This window comes from Agrobacterium sp. a22-2 (assembly GCF_012276985.1).
GTDB lineage: Bacteria > Pseudomonadota > Alphaproteobacteria > Rhizobiales > Rhizobiaceae > Allorhizobium.
Window position 1 is genome coordinate 258,248 of record NZ_JAAXMM010000005.1, and the last position, 22,907, is coordinate 281,154.

General features: G+C 61.9%; 22 protein-coding genes. 9 read left to right on the top strand and 13 right to left on the bottom strand.

All coding sequences use genetic code 11. The features are described from left to right. Window positions 1-31 precede the first annotated feature (31 nt). Window positions 32-2,488: a penicillin-binding protein 1A gene (locus HFC70_RS10235; RefSeq protein WP_168473129.1), complete on the bottom strand. Its 2,457-nt coding sequence runs from the start codon at window positions 2,486-2,488 to the stop codon at window positions 32-34. Window positions 2,489-2,723: 235 nt separating this feature from the next. Further along, entirely contained in the window at window positions 2,724-3,920 is a 1,197-nt protein-coding gene (locus tag HFC70_RS10240; RefSeq protein ID WP_210259225.1) for an N-acetylmuramoyl-L-alanine amidase, read from the bottom strand. Window positions 3,921-4,666: 746 nt separating this feature from the next. Between HFC70_RS10240 and HFC70_RS10245 the strand changes: the two genes are divergently transcribed. After that, window positions 4,667-7,567, top strand: a complete 2,901-nt coding sequence (locus HFC70_RS10245; protein ID WP_168473131.1) for a ribonuclease E/G — start codon at window positions 4,667-4,669, stop codon at window positions 7,565-7,567. A 102-nt stretch (window positions 7,568-7,669) separates the two neighbouring features. Here the strand turns inward: HFC70_RS10245 and HFC70_RS10250 are convergent, their stop codons facing one another. Both HFC70_RS10250 and HFC70_RS10255 read right to left on the bottom strand, forming a co-directional pair. Next, on the bottom strand, window positions 7,670-8,221 hold the full coding sequence (locus tag HFC70_RS10250) for a GNAT family N-acetyltransferase (protein ID WP_168473132.1): 552 nt from the start codon (window positions 8,219-8,221) through the stop codon (window positions 7,670-7,672). Window positions 8,222-8,344: 123 nt separating this feature from the next. Beyond that, a complete protein-coding gene (locus HFC70_RS10255) occupies window positions 8,345-9,502 on the bottom strand; it encodes an aminotransferase class I/II-fold pyridoxal phosphate-dependent enzyme (protein ID WP_168473133.1) in 1,158 nt (385 codons plus the stop codon). Window positions 9,503-9,703: 201 nt separating this feature from the next. On the opposite strand from HFC70_RS10255, the gene HFC70_RS10260 reads away from it, so the two are divergent. The 6 genes from HFC70_RS10260 (at window position 9,704) to HFC70_RS10285 (ending at window position 14,226) form a co-directional block, all read left to right on the top strand. Further along, a complete protein-coding gene (locus tag HFC70_RS10260) occupies window positions 9,704-10,507 on the top strand; it encodes a DsbA family protein (RefSeq protein ID WP_168473134.1) in 804 nt (267 codons plus the stop codon). A 133-nt stretch (window positions 10,508-10,640) separates the two neighbouring features. Next, on the top strand, window positions 10,641-11,078 hold the full coding sequence (gene aroQ / locus HFC70_RS10265; protein ID WP_168473135.1) for a type II 3-dehydroquinate dehydratase: 438 nt from the start codon (window positions 10,641-10,643) through the stop codon (window positions 11,076-11,078). A 21-nt stretch (window positions 11,079-11,099) separates the two neighbouring features. Then, window positions 11,100-11,558, top strand: coding sequence for an acetyl-CoA carboxylase biotin carboxyl carrier protein (gene accB, locus HFC70_RS10270; protein WP_168473136.1), 459 nt, complete (start codon window positions 11,100-11,102; stop codon window positions 11,556-11,558). A gap of 4 nt (window positions 11,559-11,562) precedes the next feature. Then, window positions 11,563-12,912, top strand: a complete 1,350-nt coding sequence (gene accC, locus HFC70_RS10275) for an acetyl-CoA carboxylase biotin carboxylase subunit (RefSeq protein WP_168473137.1) — start codon at window positions 11,563-11,565, stop codon at window positions 12,910-12,912. 8 nt (window positions 12,913-12,920) lie between these two features. Then, window positions 12,921-13,541, top strand: coding sequence for a leucyl/phenylalanyl-tRNA--protein transferase (gene aat / locus HFC70_RS10280; protein WP_168473138.1), 621 nt, complete (start codon window positions 12,921-12,923; stop codon window positions 13,539-13,541). 121 nt (window positions 13,542-13,662) lie between these two features. Next, window positions 13,663-14,226 carry a hypothetical protein gene (locus tag HFC70_RS10285; protein ID WP_168473139.1) on the top strand — a complete coding sequence of 188 codons (564 nt, stop codon included), beginning with the start codon at window positions 13,663-13,665 and terminating at the stop codon, window positions 14,224-14,226. Window positions 14,227-14,296: 70 nt separating this feature from the next. Here the strand turns inward: HFC70_RS10285 and HFC70_RS10290 are convergent, their stop codons facing one another. From HFC70_RS10290 to gatB, 5 genes are all read right to left on the bottom strand, one after another. Next, the gene (locus HFC70_RS10290) at window positions 14,297-14,737 is read right to left on the bottom strand and encodes a DUF2155 domain-containing protein (RefSeq protein WP_168473140.1); all 441 of its coding nucleotides are present in this window, start codon (window positions 14,735-14,737) and stop codon (window positions 14,297-14,299) included. A gap of 99 nt (window positions 14,738-14,836) precedes the next feature. Then, window positions 14,837-15,235 carry an NADH:ubiquinone oxidoreductase subunit NDUFA12 gene (locus HFC70_RS10295; RefSeq protein WP_168473141.1) on the bottom strand — a complete coding sequence of 133 codons (399 nt, stop codon included), beginning with the start codon at window positions 15,233-15,235 and terminating at the stop codon, window positions 14,837-14,839. 125 nt (window positions 15,236-15,360) lie between these two features. Continuing rightward, a complete protein-coding gene (locus HFC70_RS10300; protein ID WP_168473142.1) occupies window positions 15,361-15,828 on the bottom strand; it encodes a GNAT family N-acetyltransferase in 468 nt (155 codons plus the stop codon). A 29-nt stretch (window positions 15,829-15,857) separates the two neighbouring features. Then, window positions 15,858-16,355: a GNAT family N-acetyltransferase gene (locus tag HFC70_RS10305; protein WP_168473143.1), complete on the bottom strand. Its 498-nt coding sequence runs from the start codon at window positions 16,353-16,355 to the stop codon at window positions 15,858-15,860. Window positions 16,356-16,358: 3 nt separating this feature from the next. Further along, window positions 16,359-17,864 (bottom strand): Asp-tRNA(Asn)/Glu-tRNA(Gln) amidotransferase subunit GatB, encoded by a 1,506-nt coding sequence (gene gatB, locus HFC70_RS10310; RefSeq protein WP_168473144.1) that lies wholly within the window; start codon window positions 17,862-17,864, stop codon window positions 16,359-16,361. 154 nt (window positions 17,865-18,018) lie between these two features. Here gatB and HFC70_RS10315 point away from each other — a divergent pair, with 154 nt between their 5' ends. Further along, window positions 18,019-18,354 (top strand): DUF1294 domain-containing protein, encoded by a 336-nt coding sequence (locus HFC70_RS10315; protein ID WP_168473145.1) that lies wholly within the window; start codon window positions 18,019-18,021, stop codon window positions 18,352-18,354. Window positions 18,355-18,380: 26 nt separating this feature from the next. Here the strand turns inward: HFC70_RS10315 and HFC70_RS10320 are convergent, their stop codons facing one another. Further along, window positions 18,381-19,715 carry a M10 family metallopeptidase gene (locus tag HFC70_RS10320; protein ID WP_168473146.1) on the bottom strand — a complete coding sequence of 445 codons (1,335 nt, stop codon included), beginning with the start codon at window positions 19,713-19,715 and terminating at the stop codon, window positions 18,381-18,383. A 149-nt stretch (window positions 19,716-19,864) separates the two neighbouring features. Beyond that, window positions 19,865-20,383: a GNAT family N-acetyltransferase gene (locus tag HFC70_RS10325; protein WP_168473147.1), complete on the bottom strand. Its 519-nt coding sequence runs from the start codon at window positions 20,381-20,383 to the stop codon at window positions 19,865-19,867. 377 nt (window positions 20,384-20,760) lie between these two features. On the opposite strand from HFC70_RS10325, the gene HFC70_RS10330 reads away from it, so the two are divergent. Next, window positions 20,761-21,018 carry a YjhX family toxin gene (locus tag HFC70_RS10330; protein WP_168473148.1) on the top strand — a complete coding sequence of 86 codons (258 nt, stop codon included), beginning with the start codon at window positions 20,761-20,763 and terminating at the stop codon, window positions 21,016-21,018. Window positions 21,019-21,074: 56 nt separating this feature from the next. Here the strand turns inward: HFC70_RS10330 and HFC70_RS10335 are convergent, their stop codons facing one another. Continuing rightward, the gene (locus HFC70_RS10335) at window positions 21,075-21,347 is read right to left on the bottom strand and encodes a hypothetical protein (RefSeq protein ID WP_168473149.1); all 273 of its coding nucleotides are present in this window, start codon (window positions 21,345-21,347) and stop codon (window positions 21,075-21,077) included. A gap of 65 nt (window positions 21,348-21,412) precedes the next feature. Further along, on the bottom strand, window positions 21,413-22,894 hold the full coding sequence (gene gatA / locus HFC70_RS10340; RefSeq protein ID WP_168473150.1) for an Asp-tRNA(Asn)/Glu-tRNA(Gln) amidotransferase subunit GatA: 1,482 nt from the start codon (window positions 22,892-22,894) through the stop codon (window positions 21,413-21,415). Window positions 22,895-22,907 lie beyond the last annotated feature (13 nt).

Below are 22,907 nucleotides of genomic sequence, written 5' to 3' on the forward strand. Positions count from 1 at the left end.
AGAGCCGCGGTGCGTCGCTTTGCGGGGGGTGTCAGAACAGGCCCGGCGTGCCCGATTGCACGGCCTGATTGGCCTGCGGCGAGGTGCGCAGGATTTCTTCGGGCGCCATGTAGCCTTCCATGCCGATGACGGAGAAGGTGTCGGCCGGACCGGTGCCGGGCTTGAAGGCCTCGATGATGGTATCCGGCTCGCCGTCCATGGCCTGCATGCCCGTCTTGCGGTTGACGGGGATCAGCTGCATGCCGTCCGGCACCCGGAACTTGGTTGGCGGCGTGCCGGCGATGGCGGCCTGCATGAACTCGTTGAAAACCGGTGCCGGCAGCGAGCCGCCCGTCGAACCGCGACCCAGCGGTGCCGGCGTGTCGAAACCCATATAGAGGCCGGCCACCAGGTTGGGCGTATAACCGACGAACCAGGCATCCTTTTCGTCATTGGTCGTGCCGGTCTTGCCGGCCACCGGCCGATCGAGCTTGATCTTGCCGGCCGCCGTGCCGCGCAGCACGACGCCTTCCATCATCGAGGTGATCTGGTAGGAGGTCATCGGATCGAGCACCTGCTCGCGATTGTCGACGATGTTGGGCTCTTCCTGGCCTTCCCAGCCGCTGGCGTTGCAGCCTTCGCAGACCCGCTCCTCATGCCGGAAAATGGTCTTGCCGTAACGGTCCTGGATACGGTCGATCAGTGTCGGCTTGATCTGCTTGCCGCCATTGGCGAGCACCGCATAGGCCGAGACCATGCGCATGACGGTGGTCTCGCCGGAGCCGAGCGACATGGCGAGGACCGGGTTCATCTTGTCGTAGATGCCGAAACGTTCGGCATATTCCGCCACCAGGTTCATGCCCATGTCGTTGGCAAGGCGCACGGTCATCAGGTTTCGCGATTTCTCGATGCCGAGGCGCAGGGTCGAGGGACCAGCCGAGCCGCCGCCGTAGTTCTGCGGCCGCCAGACCTGCCCGCCGGAGACGAACTCGATCGGCGCGTCGAGGATGACGGAGGCAGGCGTGTAGCCATTGTCGAGCGCAGCCGCATAGACGAAGGGCTTGAACGACGAACCGGGCTGGCGCATCGCCTGGGTGGCGCGATTAAACTCCGACTGCGAATAGGAGAACCCGCCGACCAGCGCCAGGACGCGACCGGTATGGGGATCCATGGCGACCAGGCCGCCCTGCACCTTCGGTGGCTGGCGCAAGCGATAGCGGCCGGAATTTTCGCCGCCAACCGGCTCGACGAAGACGACATCGCCGGGTGCCAGAACACCATCCGGCGACTTTGCCGTCTTGCGGTCGCCCTTGCCCGAACGGTAGGCCCATTCCATGTCGTCGGCAGCAATCGTGCCGGTCGTGCGCTCTGCGGCCACCTTGCCACCGGCTTCCTTGGCCGGCTGCAGGCCGATATCGACGGAACTCTTGGAGACGGCGAGCACAACGGCCAGCTTCCATTCCGGCACGTCGGCAAGGGCTGCCACTTCGGCGAGCGGCGTGCCCCAATCGGAACCGACCGGGATCTGCTTGACGGGGCCGCGATAGCCACGCTTCTCGTCATAGGCCACGAGACCCGCCTGAAGCGCCTTGCGGGCTTCGATCTGCATCTTCGGATCCAGCGAGGTGCGAACCGACAGACCGCCTTCGTAGAGAGCCTTGTCGCCATATTTCTCGATGATCTGCCGGCGAACTTCCTCGGCGAAATAATCCGAGGCAAACAGCGAAGAGCCGCTGCGGCGCAGCGTGATGCCGAGCGGCTGCTGCTTGGCGTCGTCGCCGTCGGCCTTGCTGACGAATCCGTTCTCGACCATGCGGTCGATCACCCAGTTGCGGCGCTCGGTGGCAGCCTCCGGATGACGGAATGGATGGTAGTTCGACGGGCCTTTCGGCAGGGCGGCGAGATAGGCGGTCTCGGCGATGGTCAGTTCGGTAACGGATTTGTCGAAATAGGTGAGCGCCGCGCCGGCGATGCCGTAGGAGTTCAGGCCGAAGAAGATTTCGTTCAGATAGAGTTCGAGGATCTTGTCCTTCGAATAGGTCTGCTCGATGCGGAACGACAGGATGGCTTCCTTGACCTTGCGGTCGATCGTCTGGTCGGCACTCAGCAGGAAGTTCTTGGCCACCTGCTGGGTGATGGTCGAGGCACCGACCGGGCGGCGGCCCGAGCCGAAATTCTGCAGGTTGACCAGGATCGCCCGGCCAAGGCCATAGATATCGACGCCGGGATGATTGTAGAAATTCTTGTCTTCGGCCGACAGGAAGGCCGCCTTGACACGATCGGGAATGGCCTGGATCGGCAGGAACAGCCGGCGCTCACGGGCATATTCGGCCATCAGTGCACCATTGCCGGCATGGATACGGGTCGTGACCGGCGGCGCGTAGCTGCTCAGCACTTCATAGTCCGGCAGATCCTTCGTCACGCCAGCCAGATAGATCGCCGCGACAACAGCGACGCCCAGGGCAAGAACGGAGGCAAGTCCGAAGAGATATCCAATTAATCTTATCATGGTCCAGCTACCGGCAATTGCTTTCAGGTCGGCGCGCGATCCAGAACATCGCACATCTCTTGGCGTTTTGCACACAGTGCCAGCGAAGGCAAGGCGCTGAGGCTTCGGGCGAACCTGACGTTTTCAGTCTAAGTCCCTGTTGTTCCGGTGTAACGGCCCGAATGTGAGGAAAATAGGGCCATATGAAACATAGTCACAACTCTTGCCATATGGAACCGGACGACGCCGGCCGGCTTCAGCCGCCATTGGCGACGACCGGAGCCCGGTACCGCCGCACGGCTTCGGTCAGAAGATCGGCGATCCTTACCCGCCACGCCTCGTCGAGCAGCAGCTTCTCATCTTCCTTGTTGGACAGGAAGCCCAGTTCGAGCAGCACGGACGGCACGTCATGGGCCTGCAGAACCTGGAATCCGGCATAACGGTGCGGATTGTTGATCAGCGCCACCTGGCCCTCGAAGGAGGACACCACCGATTTCGCCATGGCGATCGAGAAGGCCTGGGTCTCGCGCCGCGTCAGGTCGATGAGAATGTCGGTCACTTCGGCCGGTTCGGTGGTCCGGGCAACCCCGCCCACGTCGTCGGACAGGTTCTCGCGTTCGGCAAGCGCGGCTGCCATATGGTCGGATGCGGTATCGGAAATGGTATAGACGGTCGCGCCGCGGATATTGGCCTGGCGCAGGGTGTCGGCATGCAGCGAGACCAGCAGATTGGCACCCCCCTGGCGTGCAAGCGTCACCCGTTCGGACAGGGACAGGAAATCGTCCTTGTCTCGGGTCAGGAACGCCTTGATGCCCGGCTCCTTGTTGAGCCGTTCGGCCAGGATCCTGGCGAAGGCGAGGGTAATGTCCTTTTCCACCGCTTTGGAGGCAGCGCCCGTCGCGCCGGCATCGATGCCGCCATGGCCGGCGTCGACGGCAACCACGAAATCGCCGGAATGGGCCGGGTTCGGCACCTCGACGCGATCACCGCGCGTCACTGATGCCGGCGCCGCCTGCTCCCAGACCTGGCCCTTGACCAGGCTGGCGAAGACGGCGTCGGTGGCCATCTCGGCGTCCAGAACCAGGCGAAAGCCCTTGCCGGTCTCGTCTGGCTGTATTTCGCTGAGGACGAGGCGGGCGGGCTTTGCCGTCGTCAGAACGATCCGGGCACTCGATGCGTCGATTGCTCCATAGCGGATGTCCTCGAACAGACCGTGCGCCGCCAGATCGTCTGCGGCAAAGCCGAAAGCGGTTGCCGGCAGGTCGACGACGATGCGATCGGGCTTGGCGATATAGCGCACCTGGAAATCGGGCTTGCGGTCAAAATCGATGACGATGCGGGTACGTGCCTTGTCCCCGGCAATGCGCGCGCCGTAGGCGACAAGCGGCGTTTCCTCCGCCGCGACGGCGGCCAAAACGGGCGTGTGCAGAAAAGCAACAGCCAGGCACAGCATGGCTATGGCCCGCGTTCCGACTGCGGCAAGCGCGCCTCCGCCTGCCCTTACCCGGTTAGAAAACATGCGCCCGACCCGTTCCGCCACAGTCCCGCCTATGATCGCCAGTTTGCCCCATAACCCATACCAAATTGCAAATCCAACGCAGACCGGTCCGTCGGCACTGCGCGGGCAGCGAATCAACGGCCTGAAGCGTCCGCCCGGACGTGCTTCATGTCGCGATTCGGCTCTTGCCGCTAATGCCGCTGAATTTATCAATATTATGGCGCTTTTGGGTTTCCTCTTGCCATTGTGACAGAGAAAACATACAACGCAAATGAGGGTTAAAAGTGTTGACGGGATAGAATCAGCGCGACGGCTGCCAACCGATTTAGGATTGGCGCCATATGTCCGGTTTTTCATCCGCCGCTATTGCACTTTTGTCCTGAAACTGGATCCAAAGCCGGCACAGGCCGGCGGCAGTACTGGGTGGGCAACCACCAAACGCTCTCCAGAGCATTCATCGGGCCCCGACGGGCCTTTGGCAATTGTCGTTCTCGTTTGGTCTTTGATGTCGTCGCAGCAGGTTTCGTTTCAAGTCAGCAGGCTTAGGGATTTCACCATCCCGGACGCTGTGCGGCTGCTGCCCCTGACACCCAACCAGCCGCGAGCATTCATATCCGGCGCCTCTTTTCCAAGGGTCTATCCGCTCTGCATTCACCAGGCGGCTTCTCACCTTCGCGGTCGCGCCGAGGAGCACAGCTTAAATGGCAGACAAAATGCTTATCGACGCGTCTCACGAAGAAGAGACGCGGGTCGTTGTCGTACGCGGTAATCGGATAGAAGAATTCGATTTCGAGTCCCAGCACAAGAAACAGATCCGCGGCAATATCTATCTGGCAAAGGTAACGCGGGTCGAGCCCTCTCTCCAGGCCGCCTTTGTCGATTACGGCGGCAATCGCCACGGCTTCCTGGCCTTCGCCGAAATCCACCCCGATTATTACCAGATCCCGCTGGCCGACCGGCAGGCTCTTTTGAGGGCCGAAGCGGAAGAACAGCGCAAGGACGACGAAGGCGATTTCGACAATCGCACGGTCGACCTCTCCAAGGCCGAACAGCCGGACCTGTCGCCGCCTCAGCCCGCCATCGCCGTGGAAGAAATCGCCTCCGAGGAGCCGGTTGTCACGGCAGCCGTGGAAGAGGCCGCAACGAAGCCGAAGCCGCGCCGCGCCAGAAAGCCCCGCAAGAAGGCCGGCGAGACCGAGGAGCAGGCAACTGCCGAAGCGTCCGAACCGGCATCCGCCGAGGCGTCTGAACCTGCGGCCGACAGCGAGACCGGCCCGGCCGAAGACGATGACGGCAACGGTCGTGGTGGCATGGCCGCCGTGGTCGAGACCGATTTCATTTCCGAGGAAGCCGGCGGCGGACGCCGCGGCCGGGGCGGCGATGACGACGACTTCGACGACGAGGACGAAGGCGAGAAGGAAGTCATCGAGAATGTCGGCGCCGAAGATGCGATGGAAGAGGTTCCCGACCGGGTCCGCCGCACGCCGCGCAAGCAGTATCGTATCCAGGAAGTCATCAAGCGCCGGCAGATCCTGCTTGTGCAGGTCGCCAAGGAAGAGCGCGGCAACAAGGGCGCGGCTCTGACCACCTATCTGTCGCTCGCCGGCCGTTATTCGGTCCTGATGCCCAACACGGCACGAGGCGGCGGCATTTCCCGCAAGATCACCCAGCCGACCGACCGCAAGCGCCTGAAGGAAATCGCCCGCGATCTCGAAGTGCCGTTGGGCATGGGCGTGATCCTGCGCACCGCCGGCGCCAACCGCACCAAGGTCGAGATCAAGCGCGACTTCGAATACCTGATGCGCCTGTGGGAAAACGTCCGCACGCTGACGCTGAACTCCACTGCCCCCTGCCTCGTCTATGAAGAAGGCAGCCTGATCAAGCGCTCGATCCGCGACCTTTACAACAAGGACATCAGCGAGATCGTCGTGGCCGGCGAGGAAGGCTATCGTGAAGCGAAAGACTTCATGAAGATGCTGATGCCGAGCCATGCCAAGGTGGTTCAGCCCTATCGCGATATTCACCCGATCTTCTCGCGCTCGGGCATCGAAGCCCAGCTCGACCGCATGCTGCAGCCGCAGGTGACGCTGAAGTCGGGCGGCTACATCATCATCAACCAGACCGAAGCGCTGGTTGCCATCGACGTCAACTCCGGCCGTTCGACCCGCGAATATTCGATCGAGGACACGGCGCTCCAGACCAACCTGGAAGCGGCGGAAGAAGTGGCCCGCCAGCTGCGTCTGCGCGACCTTGCCGGCCTGATCGTCATCGACTTCATCGACATGGAGGAAAAGCGCAACAACCGCTCCGTCGAGAAGAAGCTCAAGGATTGCCTGAAGAACGACCGCGCCCGCATCCAGGTCGGCCGTATCTCGCATTTCGGCCTTCTGGAGATGTCGCGCCAGCGCATCCGCGCCAGCGTTCTGGAATCCACGACCCAGGTCTGCCCGCATTGCGCCGGCACAGGCCTGATCCGCTCGCAGTCGTCGGTTGCCCTGCATGTGCTGCGCGGCATCGAGGAATTCCTGCTGAAGAGCACGACGCACGACATCACCGTGCGCACGACGCCAGAGACGGCCCTTTACATTCTCAACCAGAAGCGCGGCACGATCGTCGACTATGAGAACCGCTTCGGCGTTTCGATCGTCATCGAAGCCGATGCCAATGTCGGCGCGCAGCATTTTGCCGTCGAGCGTGGCGAAGCCGTCGAGAACCCGGTCAAGGTCGAAACCCTTCTGCAATTCGTACCGGAACCGGAAGAAGAAGAAGACGTCATCATCGAGATCGATGAGGAAGAGGACGACGAAATCATCGACGCACCGGCCGCGGCACCGAAGGCAGCCGTTGCTGCTGAATCAAGCGATGACAGCGCGGGACGCAAGCGCAAGCGCCGCCGCCGTCGCCGGGGCAAGAATGGCCAGCAGCCGGGCGATACCGCAAACACCCTGCAGTCGGCCTCCGACGAGGACGACGACGGGGACGCCGATGACGAGGATGGCAGCGACGAGGCCGATGAGGCCGTAAGCGGTGCCGAGGCTCAGGACGACACATCCGAAGAGGGTCAGAAGCGCAAGCGCCGTCGCCGCGGCAAGCGCGGTGGCCGTCGCAACCGTCCGGAAGACGAGATCTCGGCCGACGGCGAAGCCGGCGCCTCTGAGGACGGTGACGATGCGGAAACGCAGGCCGAGCTGATCGAGGACGCCGTCGTCGAAAGTGTTGCTGCGGCCCAGCCGGCCATGGCAGCCGTGGAAGCGATCGAAGGCGTCGCGCCGGCCAAGCCGCGCCGGACCCGCAAGGCCAAGGGTGCCCCCTCGCCCGTCGAGGAACCGGTGATCGAGGACGTCGCACCGCAGGCGGCACCGGAAGAGGTCGTGGTGGCCGCCGAAGCACTCTCGGCTGACACACCGGCTCCCGTCGAACCGCCTGTTGCTGCAGCCCCGGTAGCCGAGCAACCGGCCGCCGTCGAAGACGACAAGCCGGTCCGTGCCAATCGCCAGTCCAATGTCAGCTCGTCGGAACCTGTCGTGACATCGGGCGCGACGGATGGCGAAGCACCGAAGCCCAAGAAGGGCGGCTGGTGGCAGAAGCGCGGCTTCCTGTAGGCCGCCCGCCACATCTTGAATAAAGACGAACGGCCGCGTCAGTGACGCGGCCGTTTTGCTTTGGGCGCATTGCTCAAGGGAAGAGAATGGCCAAGACGGCAGCTATGACGACGGCTTGGCCCGCTCCATGACCAATGTCGGATTACCAAAATAGACTGCGTCGGCCTTGTGGACATAGCCGGCCTTTTCCGCGACGCGCAGGGACGCTGTGTGCTCCGGGTCGAACAGACAGACCGTGTGGCTGCCGGCGATATGTCGATCGGCCCATTGGAGCGCGGCCGTGACCGCCTCGGTGGCGATGCCCCGGCCGTGTGCAGATGGCACCAGGGCCCAGCCGATCTCCGGAATTCCATCCAGCGGCGGCACGATGTCCCGCTTGAAGTCGGCGAAACCGACCTCGCCAAGAAAGGCCCCGGTCTCCCGATCTTCCACGACCCAGTAGCCGAAGGATAGGGCCTGCCAATGGCCGATATAGCGCAGCAGCCTCGACCAGGATTCCGCCCTTGTCGAGGGCTTGCCGGTAATGAAGCGTATCACCCGTTCGTCGGTCCACATGCTTGCTGACGCCTCGAAGTCTCGGACCTCATGGCCGCGCATGCGCAGCCTTGCAGTCTCCAGCACAGGCACTGCGGAAAATCGTCCGGCAAGGGTCATTCGTCACCTCCACATGTGGATTTCTAGTCTCTCGGCGGGCCGCTTCACCGGCTGACACATTGAATCAACAGCCTCGAAAACGGAATCCGCAAACCGGGCCAAGTCCTTGAAGCCGAATCCTATTCACCGAAGCCAGCGAGCGATGCGATCCGTGGCCTCGACCATTTCGGCCATCGTTCCGGCGTAGGACAGGCGCAGGGCGCGATGTCCCTCGACCGGGTCGAAGTCGAGACCCGGCGTGGCGGCCACGTCGGTTTCCGCCAGCATGCGGCGGGCAAAATCCATGCTGTCATTGGTGAACCGGCTGACATCGACATAGGCATAGAAGGCGCCGTCCATCGGCGACAGAAGATCGAAGCCGAGCTCCGGCAGGCGCTGCTGCAGGAAGTCGCGATTGGCCCGGCAGCTGTCCTTGTAGAGTTCCAGCTCGTCGCCCGCACCGAGCGCCGCGATGGCGGCGATCTGCGACAGTTCCGGCGCCGAGATGTAGAGGCTCTGGGCGAGGCATTCGAGTGGCCGGACCATGGCGTCCGGCACGACCATCCAGCCGATCCGCCATCCCGTCATGCAATAGTATTTGGAAAAGGAATTGATGATGATCGCATCATCGCCGAATTCGACGGCGCTGGCAGCATCGGCGGAATAGGTCAGGCCGTGATAAATCTCGTCGGAGATGAAGGCGATATCGTGCAGCTTGCAATAGTCGGAGACGCGCTGAAGCTGCAGCCGGCCGGTGACCGTTCCGGTCGGATTGGCAGGACTTGCCAGCAGCACGCCCTTCAGCCGCACCCCGGCGCTCGCCTGGGCTGCCTCAAGGCTCTCCGGCGTCAGGGTGTAATGCGTCTCGGCGCTGACCGGCACCTCGACCACCACCAGCCCCAGAGCCCGCAGAATATTGCGATAGGCGGGGTAGCCGGGTCGGGCGATCGCCACCGCGTCGCCTGCATCGAACAGCGTCAGGAAGGCGAGGTTGAAGCCAGCCGAGGAGCCGGTAGTAATCGCGATGCGGCGCGCATCGACCTCGATATTATGCTGCTGGCGATAATAGCCCGAAAGCGCCTGGCGCAGATCCGGCAGGCCGAGCGCATCGGTATAGCCAATCCTGCCGTGCTCGAGGGCTGTGCGCGCCGCCTCGAGCGCTGTAGCGGGTGCGGCGTGGCCCGGCTGGCCGACGGCCATGGAAATGACCGGACGTCCGGCCTGGCGGCGGCGATTGGCTTCCGCCAGAACGTCCATGGCATGAAAGGGATCAACGGCACTGCGTTTGGACAAGGGAACCACAAGGCGGGCTTTCTCTGCTGGTCATCGGCGCCCGACATTTGCCGTATTATTCCGGTCATCACAATGGCGAGAGATGCAGGACCGCTTTCTTTTTGCCGTTCCCCTCGCTATGCCCTTTGTTTAAAAGGGTTACGGATACCGGCGCGGCCCGCCATCGCCAAACAAGGACGGCCCTGCCCGGGCCCTTAAACGAGGACCACCATGGCATTGAGTGCATCGAAAATCGGCATCGTCGCAGGCGTCGCGTTCGTCGCCTGGACCGTTGCAGCGACAGGTCTCGTTCTGCTTCCCAAGGCCCTGACGCCAGCGCCGGTCCAGGTTGCCGATGCCGGCAACGATGCCGCCTTCGGAGCACGGGTCAAGGACTACCTGGTGGCCAATCCGGAGATTATGCTCGAAGTTCAGGATGCGCTGGAGAAGAAATATCGCCAAGCCCAGGCCGAAAAGGCATCGGCGGCGCTAAAGGACAACAAGACCGCCCTGTTCCAATCGGAACACGACATTGCCCTTGGCAACCCTCAGGGCGACGTCACCATCGTCGAGTTCTTCGACTACAATTGCGGCTATTGCCGCAAGGCGCTCGCCGACATGGACAAGATCATCGCCAGCGACAAGAACGTCCGCTTCGTGCTGAAGGAATGGCCGATCCTCGGTCCGGATTCCGAGGCGACCCATGTGGTGTCGGACGCGTTCCGCAAGATCGCTCCGGAAAAATACGGCGAGTTTCACCGCGCCCTGATGGGCAGCCAGAGCCGGGCCACGGAAGAAAGCGCGCTTGAGACGGCAGAAGCCCTCGGCGTCAGCGAGGCCGAAATCCGGGCGATGATGGCGGCAAAGCCGGCTACCCAGGCCTTTGCCGAAGCCAATCAGCTGGCGCTCAGCCTCGGCTTCACCGGGACACCGGCCTATGTCGTCGGCGACCAGCCCATCGGCGGCGCCGTCGGTTCGCAGGCGATCGGCGAGATGGTCGCCAATATCCGCGGCTGCGGCAAGACCACCTGCTGAACGCCCTATCCCCCACCCTACAATGGGCTGCCGCCCGCAAATGCGGGGCAAGTTCCTGTGCAAAACCGCTAGGGGCTTTCCCTAGCCGGTCCGGCGGTCTATAGGAGGCGTTCAAGACGCTACGGAACCGCAGATGAGCAAGACGATATTTGTCCTGAACGGCCCCAATCTGAATGCGCTGGGAAAGCGCGAGCCCGGAATTTACGGCGGCAAGACGCTGGCCGATATCGAGGCCGAATGCCAGGCCGCCGGCGAAGCTCTCGGCTTTGCGGTCGATTTCCGGCAGAGCAATCATGAGGGCGTGCTGGTCGACTGGCTGCACGAGGCCGGCGCGACGGCCGCCGGCGTCGCCTTCAATGCGGGTGCCTATACCCATACCTCGGTTGCCCTGCACGATGCGATCCGCGCCATTCCGGTGCCGGTCATCGAGGTGCATATTTCCAACGTGCACGCGCGCGAGGAATTCCGCCACAAATCGATGATAGCGCCCGCGGTCAAAGGCGTCATCTGCGGCTTCGGGCCGTTTAGCTATATCCTGGCGCTCCATGCGCTGAAGAACATCACCCAATAGATAAGAATCGGGACACACTCCATGGCTGAAAAAAAGACGGGAATCGATCAGGCGTTGATCCGTGATCTGGCGAACATCCTCAACGAAACCGATCTGACGGAAATCGAAGTCGAGCAGGACGCCCTGCGCATTCGCGTGTCGCGCGCCGGCACGCCGATGATGTCGATGCCGCAGATGGCCTATCAGGCTCAGCCGGCACCCGTCGCCGCGGCGCCCGTCATTGCCGCCGAACCCGTGCGCAACCTCGCCAATGCCGTCACCGCTCCAATGGTCGGCACGGTCTATCTCTCGCCGGCTCCCGGATCGCGGCCCTTCATCGAAGTGGGTTCGATCGTCAAGGAAGGCCAGACGCTTCTGATCATCGAAGCGATGAAAACCATGAACCAGATCCCCGCGCCGCGTTCGGGCAAGGTCGTTGAAATCCTCACCGAGGATTCCCGCCCTGTCGAATACGGCGAGCCTCTGGTCATCATCGAGTAAGCCGATGCCCCCCATTTCCAAGATCCTCATTGCCAATCGCGGCGAAATCGCCCTTCGCGTCCTGCGCGCCTGCAAGGAACTCGGCATTGCGTCCGTCGCCGTGCACTCGACCGCAGACGCCGATGCGATGCATGTGCGCCTCGCTGACGAAAGCGTGTGCATCGGTCCCCCGCAATCGCGCGACAGCTATCTGAACATTCATCAGATCGTGGCTGCCTGCGAGATTACCGGCGCCGACGCCGTGCATCCGGGCTACGGCTTCCTGTCGGAAAATGCCCGGTTCGCCGATATCCTCGACGCCCATGGCATCACCTTCATCGGCCCGACCGCCGACCACATCCGCATCATGGGCGACAAGATCACCGCCAAGGACACCGCCAAGGCGCTCGGCATCCCGGTCGTTCCGGGCTCGGCCGGCGAAGTGCTGCCGGAAAATGCCCTGCAGATCGCCCGCGAAATCGGTTTCCCGGTCCTGATCAAGGCAACTGCCGGCGGCGGCGGCCGCGGCATGAAGATCGCCAAGGACGAGTCGGAAGTCGAAGAGGCCGTCTCGACGGCCCGCTCCGAAGCGCTGGCCGCGTTCGGCAATGATGCCGTCTATATGGAAAAATATCTCGGCAAGCCGCGGCACATCGAAGTCCAGGTTCTGGGCGACGGCGAAGGCAATGCCATTCATCTGGGTGAACGCGACTGCTCGCTGCAGCGCCGGCACCAGAAGGTCTGGGAAGAGGCCAATTCCCCGGCCCTCAACGTCGAGCAGCGCATGGCCATCGGCAAGGTCTGCGCCGATGCGATGCAGAAGCTGAAATACCGCGGCGCGGGCACGATCGAATTCCTCTATGAAAACGGCGAGTTCTATTTCATCGAAATGAACACCCGCCTGCAGGTGGAGCATCCGATCACCGAGGCCATCACCGGCATCGACCTGGTGCACGAGCAGATCCGCATCGCGTCCGGCGGCGGCCTGTCGGTCACTCAGGACGAAGTGGTGTTTTCCGGCCATGCCATCGAATGCCGCATCAATGCCGAGGATCCACGCACCTTCGTGCCCTCCCCCGGCACGATCACGCATTTCCATGCACCGGGCGGTCTGGGCGTGCGCGTCGACAGCGGCGCCTATCAGGGCTACAAGATCCCGCCTTATTATGACAGCCTGATCGGCAAGCTGATTGTGCATGGGCGCACCCGCGTCGAATGCATGATGCGTCTGCGCCGCGTGCTCGACGAGTTCGTCATCGACGGTATCAAGACCACCCTGCCGCTGTTCCAGGACCTGATTTCCAATCAGGACATTGCCAACGGCGACTATGACATCCACTGGCTGGAAGAATACCTGGCCAGGACGGCTCCTTAAAGACCTCGATGGCAAGGCGGCGCGGCAGAGATACTTCCATTACGCCAGACATCCTGCTGCGCGCCTATTCCATCGGGCTCTTCCCGATGGCCGAATCGGCCGATGACCCGGAAATCTTCTGGGTCGAGCCTGATCTGCGCGGCATCCTGCCGCTTGACGGGTTCCACCTGCCCCGCAGCCTTGCCAAGGCCATCCGCCGGAAGCCGTTCGACATCCGGATCGATACCGCCTTCGAGCAAGTGATCGAGAAATGTGGAGAGGCGGTAGAAAACCGGCCGAGCACCTGGATCAACCAGACCATTCGCGGCCTCTACGGCGCCCTTTTCCGCATGGGCCATGCCCATTCGGTCGAGGCCTGGGAGGGTGACGAGTTGATCGGCGGGCTCTACGGCGTGTCGCTGGGCTCGGCTTTCTTCGGCGAGAGCATGTTTTCCAGGCGCACCAATGCCTCGAAGATCTGTCTGGCCTTCCTGGTCGATCATTTGAACGCCAAGGGCTTCACCCTGCTCGACACGCAATTCACCACCGAGCACCTGAAGACATTCGGCGCCATCGACGTTCCGAAAGCAGAATACGCACGTCTGTTGGAGCGCGCCATGGCCTCGCCGAACCTGCCGTTCGGTGATTGAACCATTGCAATACAGCACCGTGCGACGATTTCTGATGTGAGGTTTTCGCCTATGGTGTTCGTTCAGATGCAGGCGTCAAGTAGTAATCGATCTTCTGATTTTCACGGAAGGATTCGATTCGATGAGCGACGCATTCGCCTTCATGTTCGGCTTTTACGGCCTGTTGCTCGGCCTGGCCGTTGCCGAGGTCGCGTCCGGCTTCTCGCGCGCCTACGATGAACGCCACAGGCGCCGGCTGGGCCTTGTCGCGCCGCTGTTCGGTGTGCTCCTCCTCGTCGATCTGATCACATTCTGGATGAACGCCTGGGCCTATCGCGACCTGGCCGAGGTCCGCTATCTGACCGCACTCGCCGTGGCCTTGGTTGCGCTCCTGTATTATTTCGCTGCCACACAGGTTTTCCCGAAAGCGTCGGAAAGAGACACGCTGGATATTCACATCATGGAGCACCGGCGGGTGGTGGTCTTCTGTGTGCTGACCAGCAACCTCATGGAACAGATTCCGGCAGCCATCTCTGCCTTCACGACGCCATGGCCCCTATCGGACCTCGCACTATGGTCCGGCCTCAACCTGACCTATTACATCCTGCTTGGCATTGCCGCACTGGCAAGGAGCAAGGTGGTCGTCGGCATCACTGTCGCTATTGCCATCCTGTTCGTCACCAGCGTCACGGCGATCCTCGCATAAAAATCGATGAATGGCGCGAAGAGGGCCGCAGGTTTCGCTGAAACTGTCCTGTCGGACGCTGGCCGCAAGGTCAGCTGGCGGGCTTGGGCGCCGGCACGTCGGACGATTGCTTGCAGTCCTTCAACCACACGTCATAGATGGCGTGTTCGACGGCATTGAGCGCCGGACTGTCGGCGAACATCCAGCCGGAAAAAATGCGGCGGATCTTGCGGTCCAGCGTGATCTCGTCGACTTCCACGAAGGCGTCGATCTTCTGCGCTTCGGTTTCGTCGCGAGAATAGCAGACCTTCGGCGTCACCTGCAGCGCGCCGAACTGCACGGTCTCGTCGATATAGACATCGAATTCGGTGATGCGCCCGGTGATCTTGTCGATCCCGGAAAAGACGGCGACGGAATTGCTGATCCGCTCGGCATGGGCCGGCGCCATTGGGAGGAAGACGGATCCGGCGGCCAGTGCCACGCTCAGCCGCAACAGGCCAGGCAAAGATCCATCCCGCTTGAAAGGCTTCATGTGTCTGCAGGTCTCCACCGAATGCATCGTCTTGCGCCGCTGGCAATTGCAGCACCGAAGGCTCAGCGCCTAAAGCTCAATTGTGGCAAAAAGCCGGGATCAGTTGCCCGGCGTCCATGCGTCATAGTCGCCCGTGACCGCAGGACGTTCGCCGGCAACGGCGATCGAACCCGGCGGACGGTAGGCCAGCGACGTGCCGGTGGCATTGGCGCGGTGGCCCTTTTCCCATTCCCGCGCCTTGTAGTCTTCCTTGGTCGGGGCGACGTCGGTGCGGTGATGGATCCAGCCGTGCCAGCCGGGCGGAATGCAGGAGGCATCCGCATAGCCCTTGTAGATGACCCAGCGGCGCGGCAGGCCAAACGTGGTCAGGCCGCCTTCGTAATAGATATTGCCGAATTCATCTTCGCCGACGCGCTTGCCGTTGCGCCAAGTGAAGAAACGCGTCCCCATGGTCTGGCCATTCCACCAGGTGAAAATCTGCAGCAGGAAATTCTTCATGTCTTTTCCTCGGGGATTCGTCAGTCCATGCCAGCGGGCGGAAAGGCCTGGCCGATCCAAAATTCGCTCTCCCGCTTATGCCGCCTCGGGGCTGCGTTGTCCAGTGATTCCAAATATCATGCCCGTCATTTCAGCTTGATCTTGAAGCCGATATGGCTCGCCGTAAAGCCGAGGCGTTCGTAGAAGCGGTGGGCATCCTTGCGGGCGGCATTCGACGTCAGCTGAACCAGCCGCATGCCGTTCTGCTCGGCCTTAGCCAAGCAAAAACGGATCATCTCCGCACCGATCCCCTGCCCGCGGCAATCGGGCCGCGTGTGCACCGCCTCGATGATCATCGAGGAGGACCCGCGGCCAGACAGCGTGGTGGTGACGAGCGTCTGGAAGGTCGCCACGACCTCGCCGCCGCGCTCGGCTACATAGAGCCGCTCGTTGGTCGAAGCCTCGATTTGCCTGAAGGCTTGGAGGTAGTCCGGCAGTGCCGAGGGATCGGCCGTATCGCCATGCCCGCCGACCGTATCGCCAGCCAGAATGGCGGCGATCGCCGGCACATCCTTTTCAACAGCCAGCCTGACCGTGATCGTGCCAAGGTCCATCGACGGTTCTCCTTGTTTCAGCGGTCCCGTCAGCCGAGCGGCTTTTCCATGACCATGGCCTCAAGACCGCTGTCCGGACCGCCGCAGCTTGTCGTGCGGTCGACTTCGACAAAGCCATGGGACGTATAGAAGGCAATCGCCGCTGCATTGCGCGGCTCGACTTCCAGACGCATGACTTCGGCATCCGGAAAACAGCTTTCCAGCTCGGCGAATATATCGCGGCCGATACCCTGCCTGAGGCAGGTCGGGCGGACATAGAGCTGATGCAGCATGGCGGTCTTGGTCATCTTGTCCGACATGGCGGCATAGCCGACGCCGCCCAGCTTGCGGCCGTCGTCGGCCACCAGAAACTCGCCACCCTTCTTTGCCAGTCGGGCTTTCAGGGCCGCCGGCGAATGCCAGCTGTCCAGCAACTGCTTGACCTTGGCAGGTCCATAAAACCCGTCATAGGTGGCGTGGAAGCTCTCAGCCAGCAACGCCCGGACCGCATCCAGATCCTGAGGGCCGGCGGTGCGGACAAAGAACAAGGCCTATTCCTCCGGCAGACCGAGCTTGGCCTTGACCAGCGCCTGGACGGCCTGGGGATTGGCCTTGCCGCCGGTCGCCTTCATGACCTGGCCGACGAACCAGCCGGCCAGCGTCGGCTTGGCCAGCACCTTGGCAACCTGGTCCGGGTTGGCGGCGATGATGTCGTCCACGGCCTTCTCGATGGCGCCGGTGTCGGTAACCTGCTTCATGCCACGGCTCTCGACCAGTTCGGCCGGGTCACCGCCTTCGTTGAAGACGATCTCGAACAGGTCCTTGGCAATCTTGCCGGAGATGACTTCCGACTTGATGAGATCGATGATGCCGCCGAGCTGGGCGGGGGAAACCGGAGTCTCCTCAATGCCTTTGCCCGCTTTGTTCAAGGCGCCCAGCAGGTCGTTGATCACCCAGTTGGCGGCGATCTTGCCGTCGCGGCCGGCAGCGACCGCCTCGTAATAATCGGCAATCGCCTTTTCCGAGACCAGCACGGATGCGTCGTAAATCGACAGGCCGAGATCGGCGACGAAACGGGCCTTCTTGTCGTCGGGCAGTTCCGGCAGGTCCTTCTTCAGCGCCTCCACGAAGGCATCGTCGAATTCCAGCGGCAGCAGGTCCGGGTCGGGGAAATAGCGATAGTCATGCGCATCTTCCTTGGAGCGCATCGAACGGGTCTCGCCCTTGCCCGGATCGAAAAGGCGGGTTTCCTGGTCGATCGAGCCGCCATCCTCCAGAATGGCGATCTGGCGACGGGCCTCGTATTCGATGGCCTGGCCGATGAAGCGGATCGAGTTGACGTTCTTGATTTCGCAGCGCGTACCGAACTCGCCGCCGGGCTTGCGCACGGAGACGTTAACGTCGGCGCGCATCGAACCCTCGTCCATGTTGCCGTCGCAGGTGCCGAGATAGCGCACGATCGAGCGCAGCTTGGTCATATAGGCCTTGGCTTCGTCGGAAGACCGCATGTCGGGCTTGGAGACGATTTCCATCAGCGCCACGCCGGAGCGGTTGAGGTCGACATAGGACATGGTCGGATGCTGGTCATGCATCGACTTGCCGGCATCCTGTTCGAGATGCAGGCGCTCGATGCCGATCTCGATATCCTCGAACTGGCCCTGACGATCGGGACCGAGCGAGATGATGATCTTGCCCTCGCCGACGATCGGGTCCTTGAACTGCGAGATCTGGTAGCCCTGCGGCAGGTCGGGATAAAAGTAGTTCTTGCGGTCGAAGATCGAGCGCTTGTTGATCTGGGCTTTCAGACCCAGGCCGGTGCGCACGGCCTGGGCCACGCATTCCTCGTTGATGACAGGCAGCATGCCGGGCATGGCGGCATCGACCAGCGACACGTTGGAATTCGGCGCATTGCCGAACGTCGTCGAGGCGCCGGAAAAGAGTTTTGACTGGCTGGTGACCTGCGCGTGGACTTCCATGCCGATGACGATTTCCCAATCGCCGGTGGCGCCGGGGATGAAGCGTTTCGGATCGGGCGTGCGGGTGTCAACAAGGGTCATCTGATGCTCGTGCGAATGCTGGGCTGAATGGGAATTTTGTTCTTCGTTGAGGTAGAACAAATGACCGGGCGGCGCAAGGCTTGGCGCGCCTGCGGGGTCAAGTCCGCGGTCATGGGTGACGATCCTTTAACACGCGCCCGCTACCTTCGAGCGCATGGCATCCGAAGATATCCTGATTCTCGCGCTCATCGTGGCGCTCTATAATGTGGTGGTGTTCTGCGTCTACTGGTGGGACAAGAATGCCGCCCGAGACGGCACTTGGCGTGTCCGGGAATCGACACTGCTGACGCTGGCTTTTCTTGCGGGCAGTCCCGCGGCCTTGCTGGCCCGCAAGATCCTTCGACACAAGACCCGCAAGCAGCCCTTTGCGTCCAATCTCAACGGCATCGCCTGGCTGCATGCCATCATGATTGCGGCAGGCGCCATCTTTGCGATGACGCCTGCCGCGATCATAGATATGGTTCTCAACCTGATATCGACAGCCCGATAGCGCGCCGGCGATAGCTGATCGATCACTCAGACAATAAAGTGACCGCTCGAGAAATTCAGGTTGTCGTCGAAGTGAATAACCAGATCCGCCACCCTGTCCCCGTTGACATCGCCAGCCACGAACGTGTCACCATTCTGCTTGAACACGCGGAGTTGGCCCTGAGCGCCGGTAAAGGCGCTGCCGCCGATGAAGGTGAAGGCCTGATTGCCGGTAGCCGACGCCCTGGCGTCGATACCCGACAGGTCGATGCGATCGCCGGACGATCCGGAAAAATCGAAGATCGTGTCGCGTTGTGACGCTGTCGAGCGGGACTCGCTGACAGTCTTGAAGATGAACCTGTCAGCGCCATCGCCGCCATACAGATCATCAGCGCCGGCACCTCCGGTCAAGAAGTCTGCACCCGCACCGCCAACCATACGGTCGGCTCCGTTGCCGCCGCTGATCCTATCGACGCCGGCATTGCCGCCCAGTGTATTGGCGGCATTGTTGCCGATAAGCGTGTCGTTGAAGCGACCGCCAAAGGCTTTTTCGATCACCGTTCCGACCGCAATCGCCACATTGCCAACATTTCCGTTGATGTCGGAGAAATAGCCGGGGCGAAGATCGATGACGCTGCGGGCGGCGGCATTGGAGAAGTCGAAGGTGTCTACGCCGCCGGTGTCCTTGATCGTGAATGCGGCATCGGCGAATCTGGAAAGGTCCGAAATGCCACTCAGCACCGTCTCACCCTTGCCATAGAGCGTGTTGCCGGTGGCGACAGCCAGATTGCCGTACAACAGCCGGATCGCCTGGATATCGGCGATCATCGGCGACATCGGATAGAGATCCGTCGCCCCGTTGAACGGATTGTCGCTCTGGGTGAAGTAGGACATGATCGAATACTGATAGGTATCCGTCCAGTAGATTGCGTCATCGTCATAGGTGCCGGAGCCGTCATAGGGCCCGCCGTGGTTAAGACCCAAGGCATGTCCGATCTCATGGATGAAGGTCTGGAGCCCATAGGATCCGTAGCCCCAACGTTCAGCCACCGGAAATCCGTCCATCCAATTGGTCGGCACGTTGACATGCGACTGACTGATCACGCCATCGCCATCCCACTCCGGCCCCGCATAGGCGCCGGAGGAATCATTGTCATTGATGATCATGTCGGCATTGGCACTGTTGGACAGGACGAAATCCAGGCCCGTCGCGCGCTCCCAGGACGCCAGCGCCTTCTTGGCAGAGGCGACCATTGCCGGATCAGACAGGCCGTTCAGATTGACGGTGATCCGTGTATGATCGAAGGCGATGAAATCCGTCTCATTGAACCTGGCGATGTAATCCACAAGGCTGTTGAAGTCGCGCGCAACCGCATTGACCATGCTCTTCCACTCCCGGAAAAGGCGGACCGGAGGCCGCCTTGTTGTGTTGTTTAGATGGCTAAGATCCTACAAGTATTCGGTTCGCAGTCGGTAAATATCAGCGACCAAAAACAATCTGGAAAATGCCTATCCGGCAAAGCAGATTCTTTCTACTCGAAACTACCATTAGGCCCATAAATGGTCGCTGTTTCGGATGCGAGCTGCTTGGAAAGGCCGACCGTCTCAACATCGCGGTCGAGCTTCGGATTATAGGCGACCGTCAGCCAGTGGACGGTAAAGCCATGCTTCTCGAAGAAATCCACCGCTTCTCTATTGCGCGCATGGGTCTGCAGCATGGCCTTCTCGAAACCCTGGTGGAGAATGTCGGCCTCGATGGCCGCCAGCAACGCGGTTCCCAGACCCTGACCCTGGTAGTCAGGGTCGATCCAGAAGTCCGAAATATTCTCGTCGAGATCCTCGCGAGCCGCCCAGCCGACAGGGCTGCCATGCTTTTCGACGACAGAGATGGTCAGCCAGCGCGACAAGGTGAAGTTCATGAAGGCGGATCGCGCATTGTCCAGCATCGCCTTGGTCTCGCCGACAGGCACCATGGCCTTTTCCCAGGCTCTAAGCCCGATTTCGGCCAAAAGCCCGGCCTCGTCCAGTCGCGCATTCCGTATGGTGATCATGGACTCCCCTTCAATCCCGACCAGTAGACCATTAGCGAACGGCTTTTTCCAGTGGGTCCCGGAATCCGGCGGGCGGGCGCCGGATGTCCCTGGTCCATGACCGGTCATGGGATTGTTGCGGCAGGGTCACAGTTGTGCGCGTGGAACTGGCTGGCGTGTCGAAGGGTCTGGCAGGCTGGTTGACCGCGATCCCGAGCTTCGGCATATCAGAACGATCAATCCGTGGAGCTTTTATGTTCGCTGAGACCCGGTAAAGGCCCCTGCCCGCGGAACCCCCGCGCGCAAGGGCCCGACAGAAACGAAGCCCCGACGCCTGACGGCGCCGGATACGTTTTTGTACGTTCGCTTTCGAACGCGAATTCCGGATCACCACGACAATGGACATTTCCCGCGCCGAACAGCGCATCCTTCACCTGCTCGCCCAGGGCGGCAGGATCGAACTCATCCGCGACCAAAACCGCAAAATCGAAAAGGTGAACTGCTTTTCCCGCGACGGCTGGCTCTATCCCGGCGTCAACCTTTTCCTGTTTCGCAAGCTGAAACAGAAGCGGGCGATCTCGTCGAAAGGCGGAAAGCCCTACCGCATCACCGAGAGAGGGTTGGTGCTGGTCAGGGCGGAGCTGGATAATCGGTGAAAAACAAGGCGCCCGGGAGAAATCCCGGGCGTATCCCGCCGGTACCGCCCCGGCTCCTACACCTCGACCAACGCGGCCCGCATCGCAGCCCATTCATCGGCAAAGCTGCCGGTGGCCTTCAGCTTGCCGGCACTGAGATACCAATAGCCGGCATTCCAGTCGTCGCCTTCGATGCGATGACATAACGCATGCCCCCAATCGAAAACCGGCTCGCCCTCGTGATCCTGGCAAATCTGGTGAACAGCCTGCCATTCCGCGCCCATGTTGAAGCTCACGGCTGCAAGGCGGTCGAAGGCTTCGATCAGACGCGAGAGATCGGAATGGACCATGGCATGCCCCGCTCGTTATCGACTGATGCTCCGAACACTCTGCCCAGGCTCAAAGGTGGCGGCTCTTACCACCACTTCTTCGGCGTGAATTTTCCAGCGGCCTGTTCGATGACATGGGCCGTCTTGAAGAGCGTTTCCTCCTCGAACGGCTTGCCGATCAGCTGCAGGCCGAGCGGCAGGCCCTTGGCGTCGAGGCCGGCGGGAACGGACAGGCCCGGCAAGCCGGCCATGTTGACCGTGACCGTGAAGATGTCGTTGAGGTACATCTTGACCGGATCGGATGCCAGTTCCTCGTCGGCGATACCGAAGGCCGATGATGGCGTAGCGGGCGTCAGGATCGCATCGACTCCGGCGTGGAAGGCCAGCTCGAAGTCGCGCTTGATCAGCGTGCGGACCTTCTGGGCCTGCAGGTAATAGGCGTCGTAATAGCCGGCCGACAGCACATAGGTGCCGATCATGATGCGACGCTTGACCTCAGTGCCGAAACCTTGCGCGCGGCTCTTCTCGTACATGTCGGCAATGTCCTTGCCGTCGACGCGTAGGCCGTAGCGCACGCCATCATAGCGGGCGAGGTTCGAAGAGGCTTCGGCCGGGGCGACGATGTAATAGGCCGGCAGCGCGTATTTGGTGTGCGGCAGGGAGATATCGACGATCTCGGCGCCGGCATCCTTCAGCCAGGCAATGCCCTGGCTCCACAGGGTTTCGATTTCGCCCGGCATGCCGTCGACGCGGTATTCCTTCGGAATGCCGATCTTCATACCCTTCAGCGACTGGCCGAGCGACGCCTCGTAATCGGGAACCGGCAGATCGACCGAGGTGGTGTCCTTGAGGTCGAGGCTTGCCATCGACTTCAGGAGGATAGCCGCATCGCGCACGTCGCGGGCGATCGGGCCGGCCTGGTCGAGCGACGAGGCAAAGGCGACGACGCCCCAGCGCGAGCAGCGGCCATAGGTCGGCTTGATGCCGACGGTGCCGGTAAACGCCGCCGGCTGGCGGATCGAGCCGCCCGTATCGGTGGCCGTGGCGCCGGCGCACAGATGGGCGGCAACCGCTGCGGCGGAACCGCCGGACGAGCCGCCCGGAACGAGCTGCCGGTTGGAGCCCGTCGCCCGCCAGGGGTTGATCACCGGTCCGTAATGGGAGGTCTCGTTGGACGAACCCATGGCAAATTCGTCCATGTTGAGCTTGCCCAGCATGACGGCACCATCGTTCCAGAGGTTCTGGGTGACGGTCGATTCGTATTTCGGCTTGAAGCGGTTGAGAATGTCCGAGCAGGCCTGGGTGTGGACATCCTTGGTGGCGAACAGATCCTTGATCCCCAGCGGAATGCCCTCCAGCGCGCCGGCCTTGCCTTCCGAGAGACGGACGTCCGAGGCGGCCGCCATGTCGCGGGCCTTGTCCGGCGTTACTGTCACATAGGCATTGATCGCATCATTGGCCGCCTCGATCGCCTGAATATAGGCGTCGGTCAGTTCGACGGCTTTGATCTCCTTGGCCACAAGCTTGTCGCGGGCTTCGGCAATGGTCAGGCTGGTCAGGTCGCTCATGGTTTCGCTTCAC

Coding starts and splice junctions, on each gene's coding strand:
- HFC70_RS10235 (WP_168473129.1), bottom strand. CDS start 2,488: ATGATAAGATTAATTGGATATCTCTTCGGACTTGCCTCCGTTCTTGCC.
- HFC70_RS10300 (WP_168473142.1), bottom strand. CDS start 15,828: ATGGACCTTGGCACGATCACGGTCAGGCTGGCTGTTGAAAAGGATGTG.
- HFC70_RS10325 (WP_168473147.1), bottom strand. CDS start 20,383: ATGATCACCATACGGAATGCGCGACTGGACGAGGCCGGGCTTTTGGCC.
- aat (WP_168473138.1), top strand. CDS start 12,921: ATGGCAAGGCGGCGCGGCAGAGATACTTCCATTACGCCAGACATCCTG.
- HFC70_RS10315 (WP_168473145.1), top strand. CDS start 18,019: ATGGCATCCGAAGATATCCTGATTCTCGCGCTCATCGTGGCGCTCTAT.
- aroQ (WP_168473135.1), top strand. CDS start 10,641: ATGAGCAAGACGATATTTGTCCTGAACGGCCCCAATCTGAATGCGCTG.
- HFC70_RS10330 (WP_168473148.1), top strand. CDS start 20,761: ATGGACATTTCCCGCGCCGAACAGCGCATCCTTCACCTGCTCGCCCAG.
- HFC70_RS10290 (WP_168473140.1), bottom strand. CDS start 14,737: ATGAAGCCTTTCAAGCGGGATGGATCTTTGCCTGGCCTGTTGCGGCTG.
- accB (WP_168473136.1), top strand. CDS start 11,100: ATGGCTGAAAAAAAGACGGGAATCGATCAGGCGTTGATCCGTGATCTG.
- HFC70_RS10250 (WP_168473132.1), bottom strand. CDS start 8,221: ATGACCCTTGCCGGACGATTTTCCGCAGTGCCTGTGCTGGAGACTGCA.
- gatA (WP_168473150.1), bottom strand. CDS start 22,894: ATGAGCGACCTGACCAGCCTGACCATTGCCGAAGCCCGCGACAAGCTT.
- HFC70_RS10240 (WP_210259225.1), bottom strand. CDS start 3,920: ATGCTGTGCCTGGCTGTTGCTTTTCTGCACACGCCCGTTTTGGCCGCC.
- HFC70_RS10260 (WP_168473134.1), top strand. CDS start 9,704: ATGGCATTGAGTGCATCGAAAATCGGCATCGTCGCAGGCGTCGCGTTC.
- accC (WP_168473137.1), top strand. CDS start 11,563: ATGCCCCCCATTTCCAAGATCCTCATTGCCAATCGCGGCGAAATCGCC.
- HFC70_RS10320 (WP_168473146.1), bottom strand. CDS start 19,715: ATGGTCAATGCGGTTGCGCGCGACTTCAACAGCCTTGTGGATTACATC.
- gatB (WP_168473144.1), bottom strand. CDS start 17,864: ATGACCCTTGTTGACACCCGCACGCCCGATCCGAAACGCTTCATCCCC.
- HFC70_RS10285 (WP_168473139.1), top strand. CDS start 13,663: ATGAGCGACGCATTCGCCTTCATGTTCGGCTTTTACGGCCTGTTGCTC.
- HFC70_RS10295 (WP_168473141.1), bottom strand. CDS start 15,235: ATGAAGAATTTCCTGCTGCAGATTTTCACCTGGTGGAATGGCCAGACC.
- HFC70_RS10335 (WP_168473149.1), bottom strand. CDS start 21,347: ATGGTCCATTCCGATCTCTCGCGTCTGATCGAAGCCTTCGACCGCCTT.
- HFC70_RS10245 (WP_168473131.1), top strand. CDS start 4,667: ATGGCAGACAAAATGCTTATCGACGCGTCTCACGAAGAAGAGACGCGG.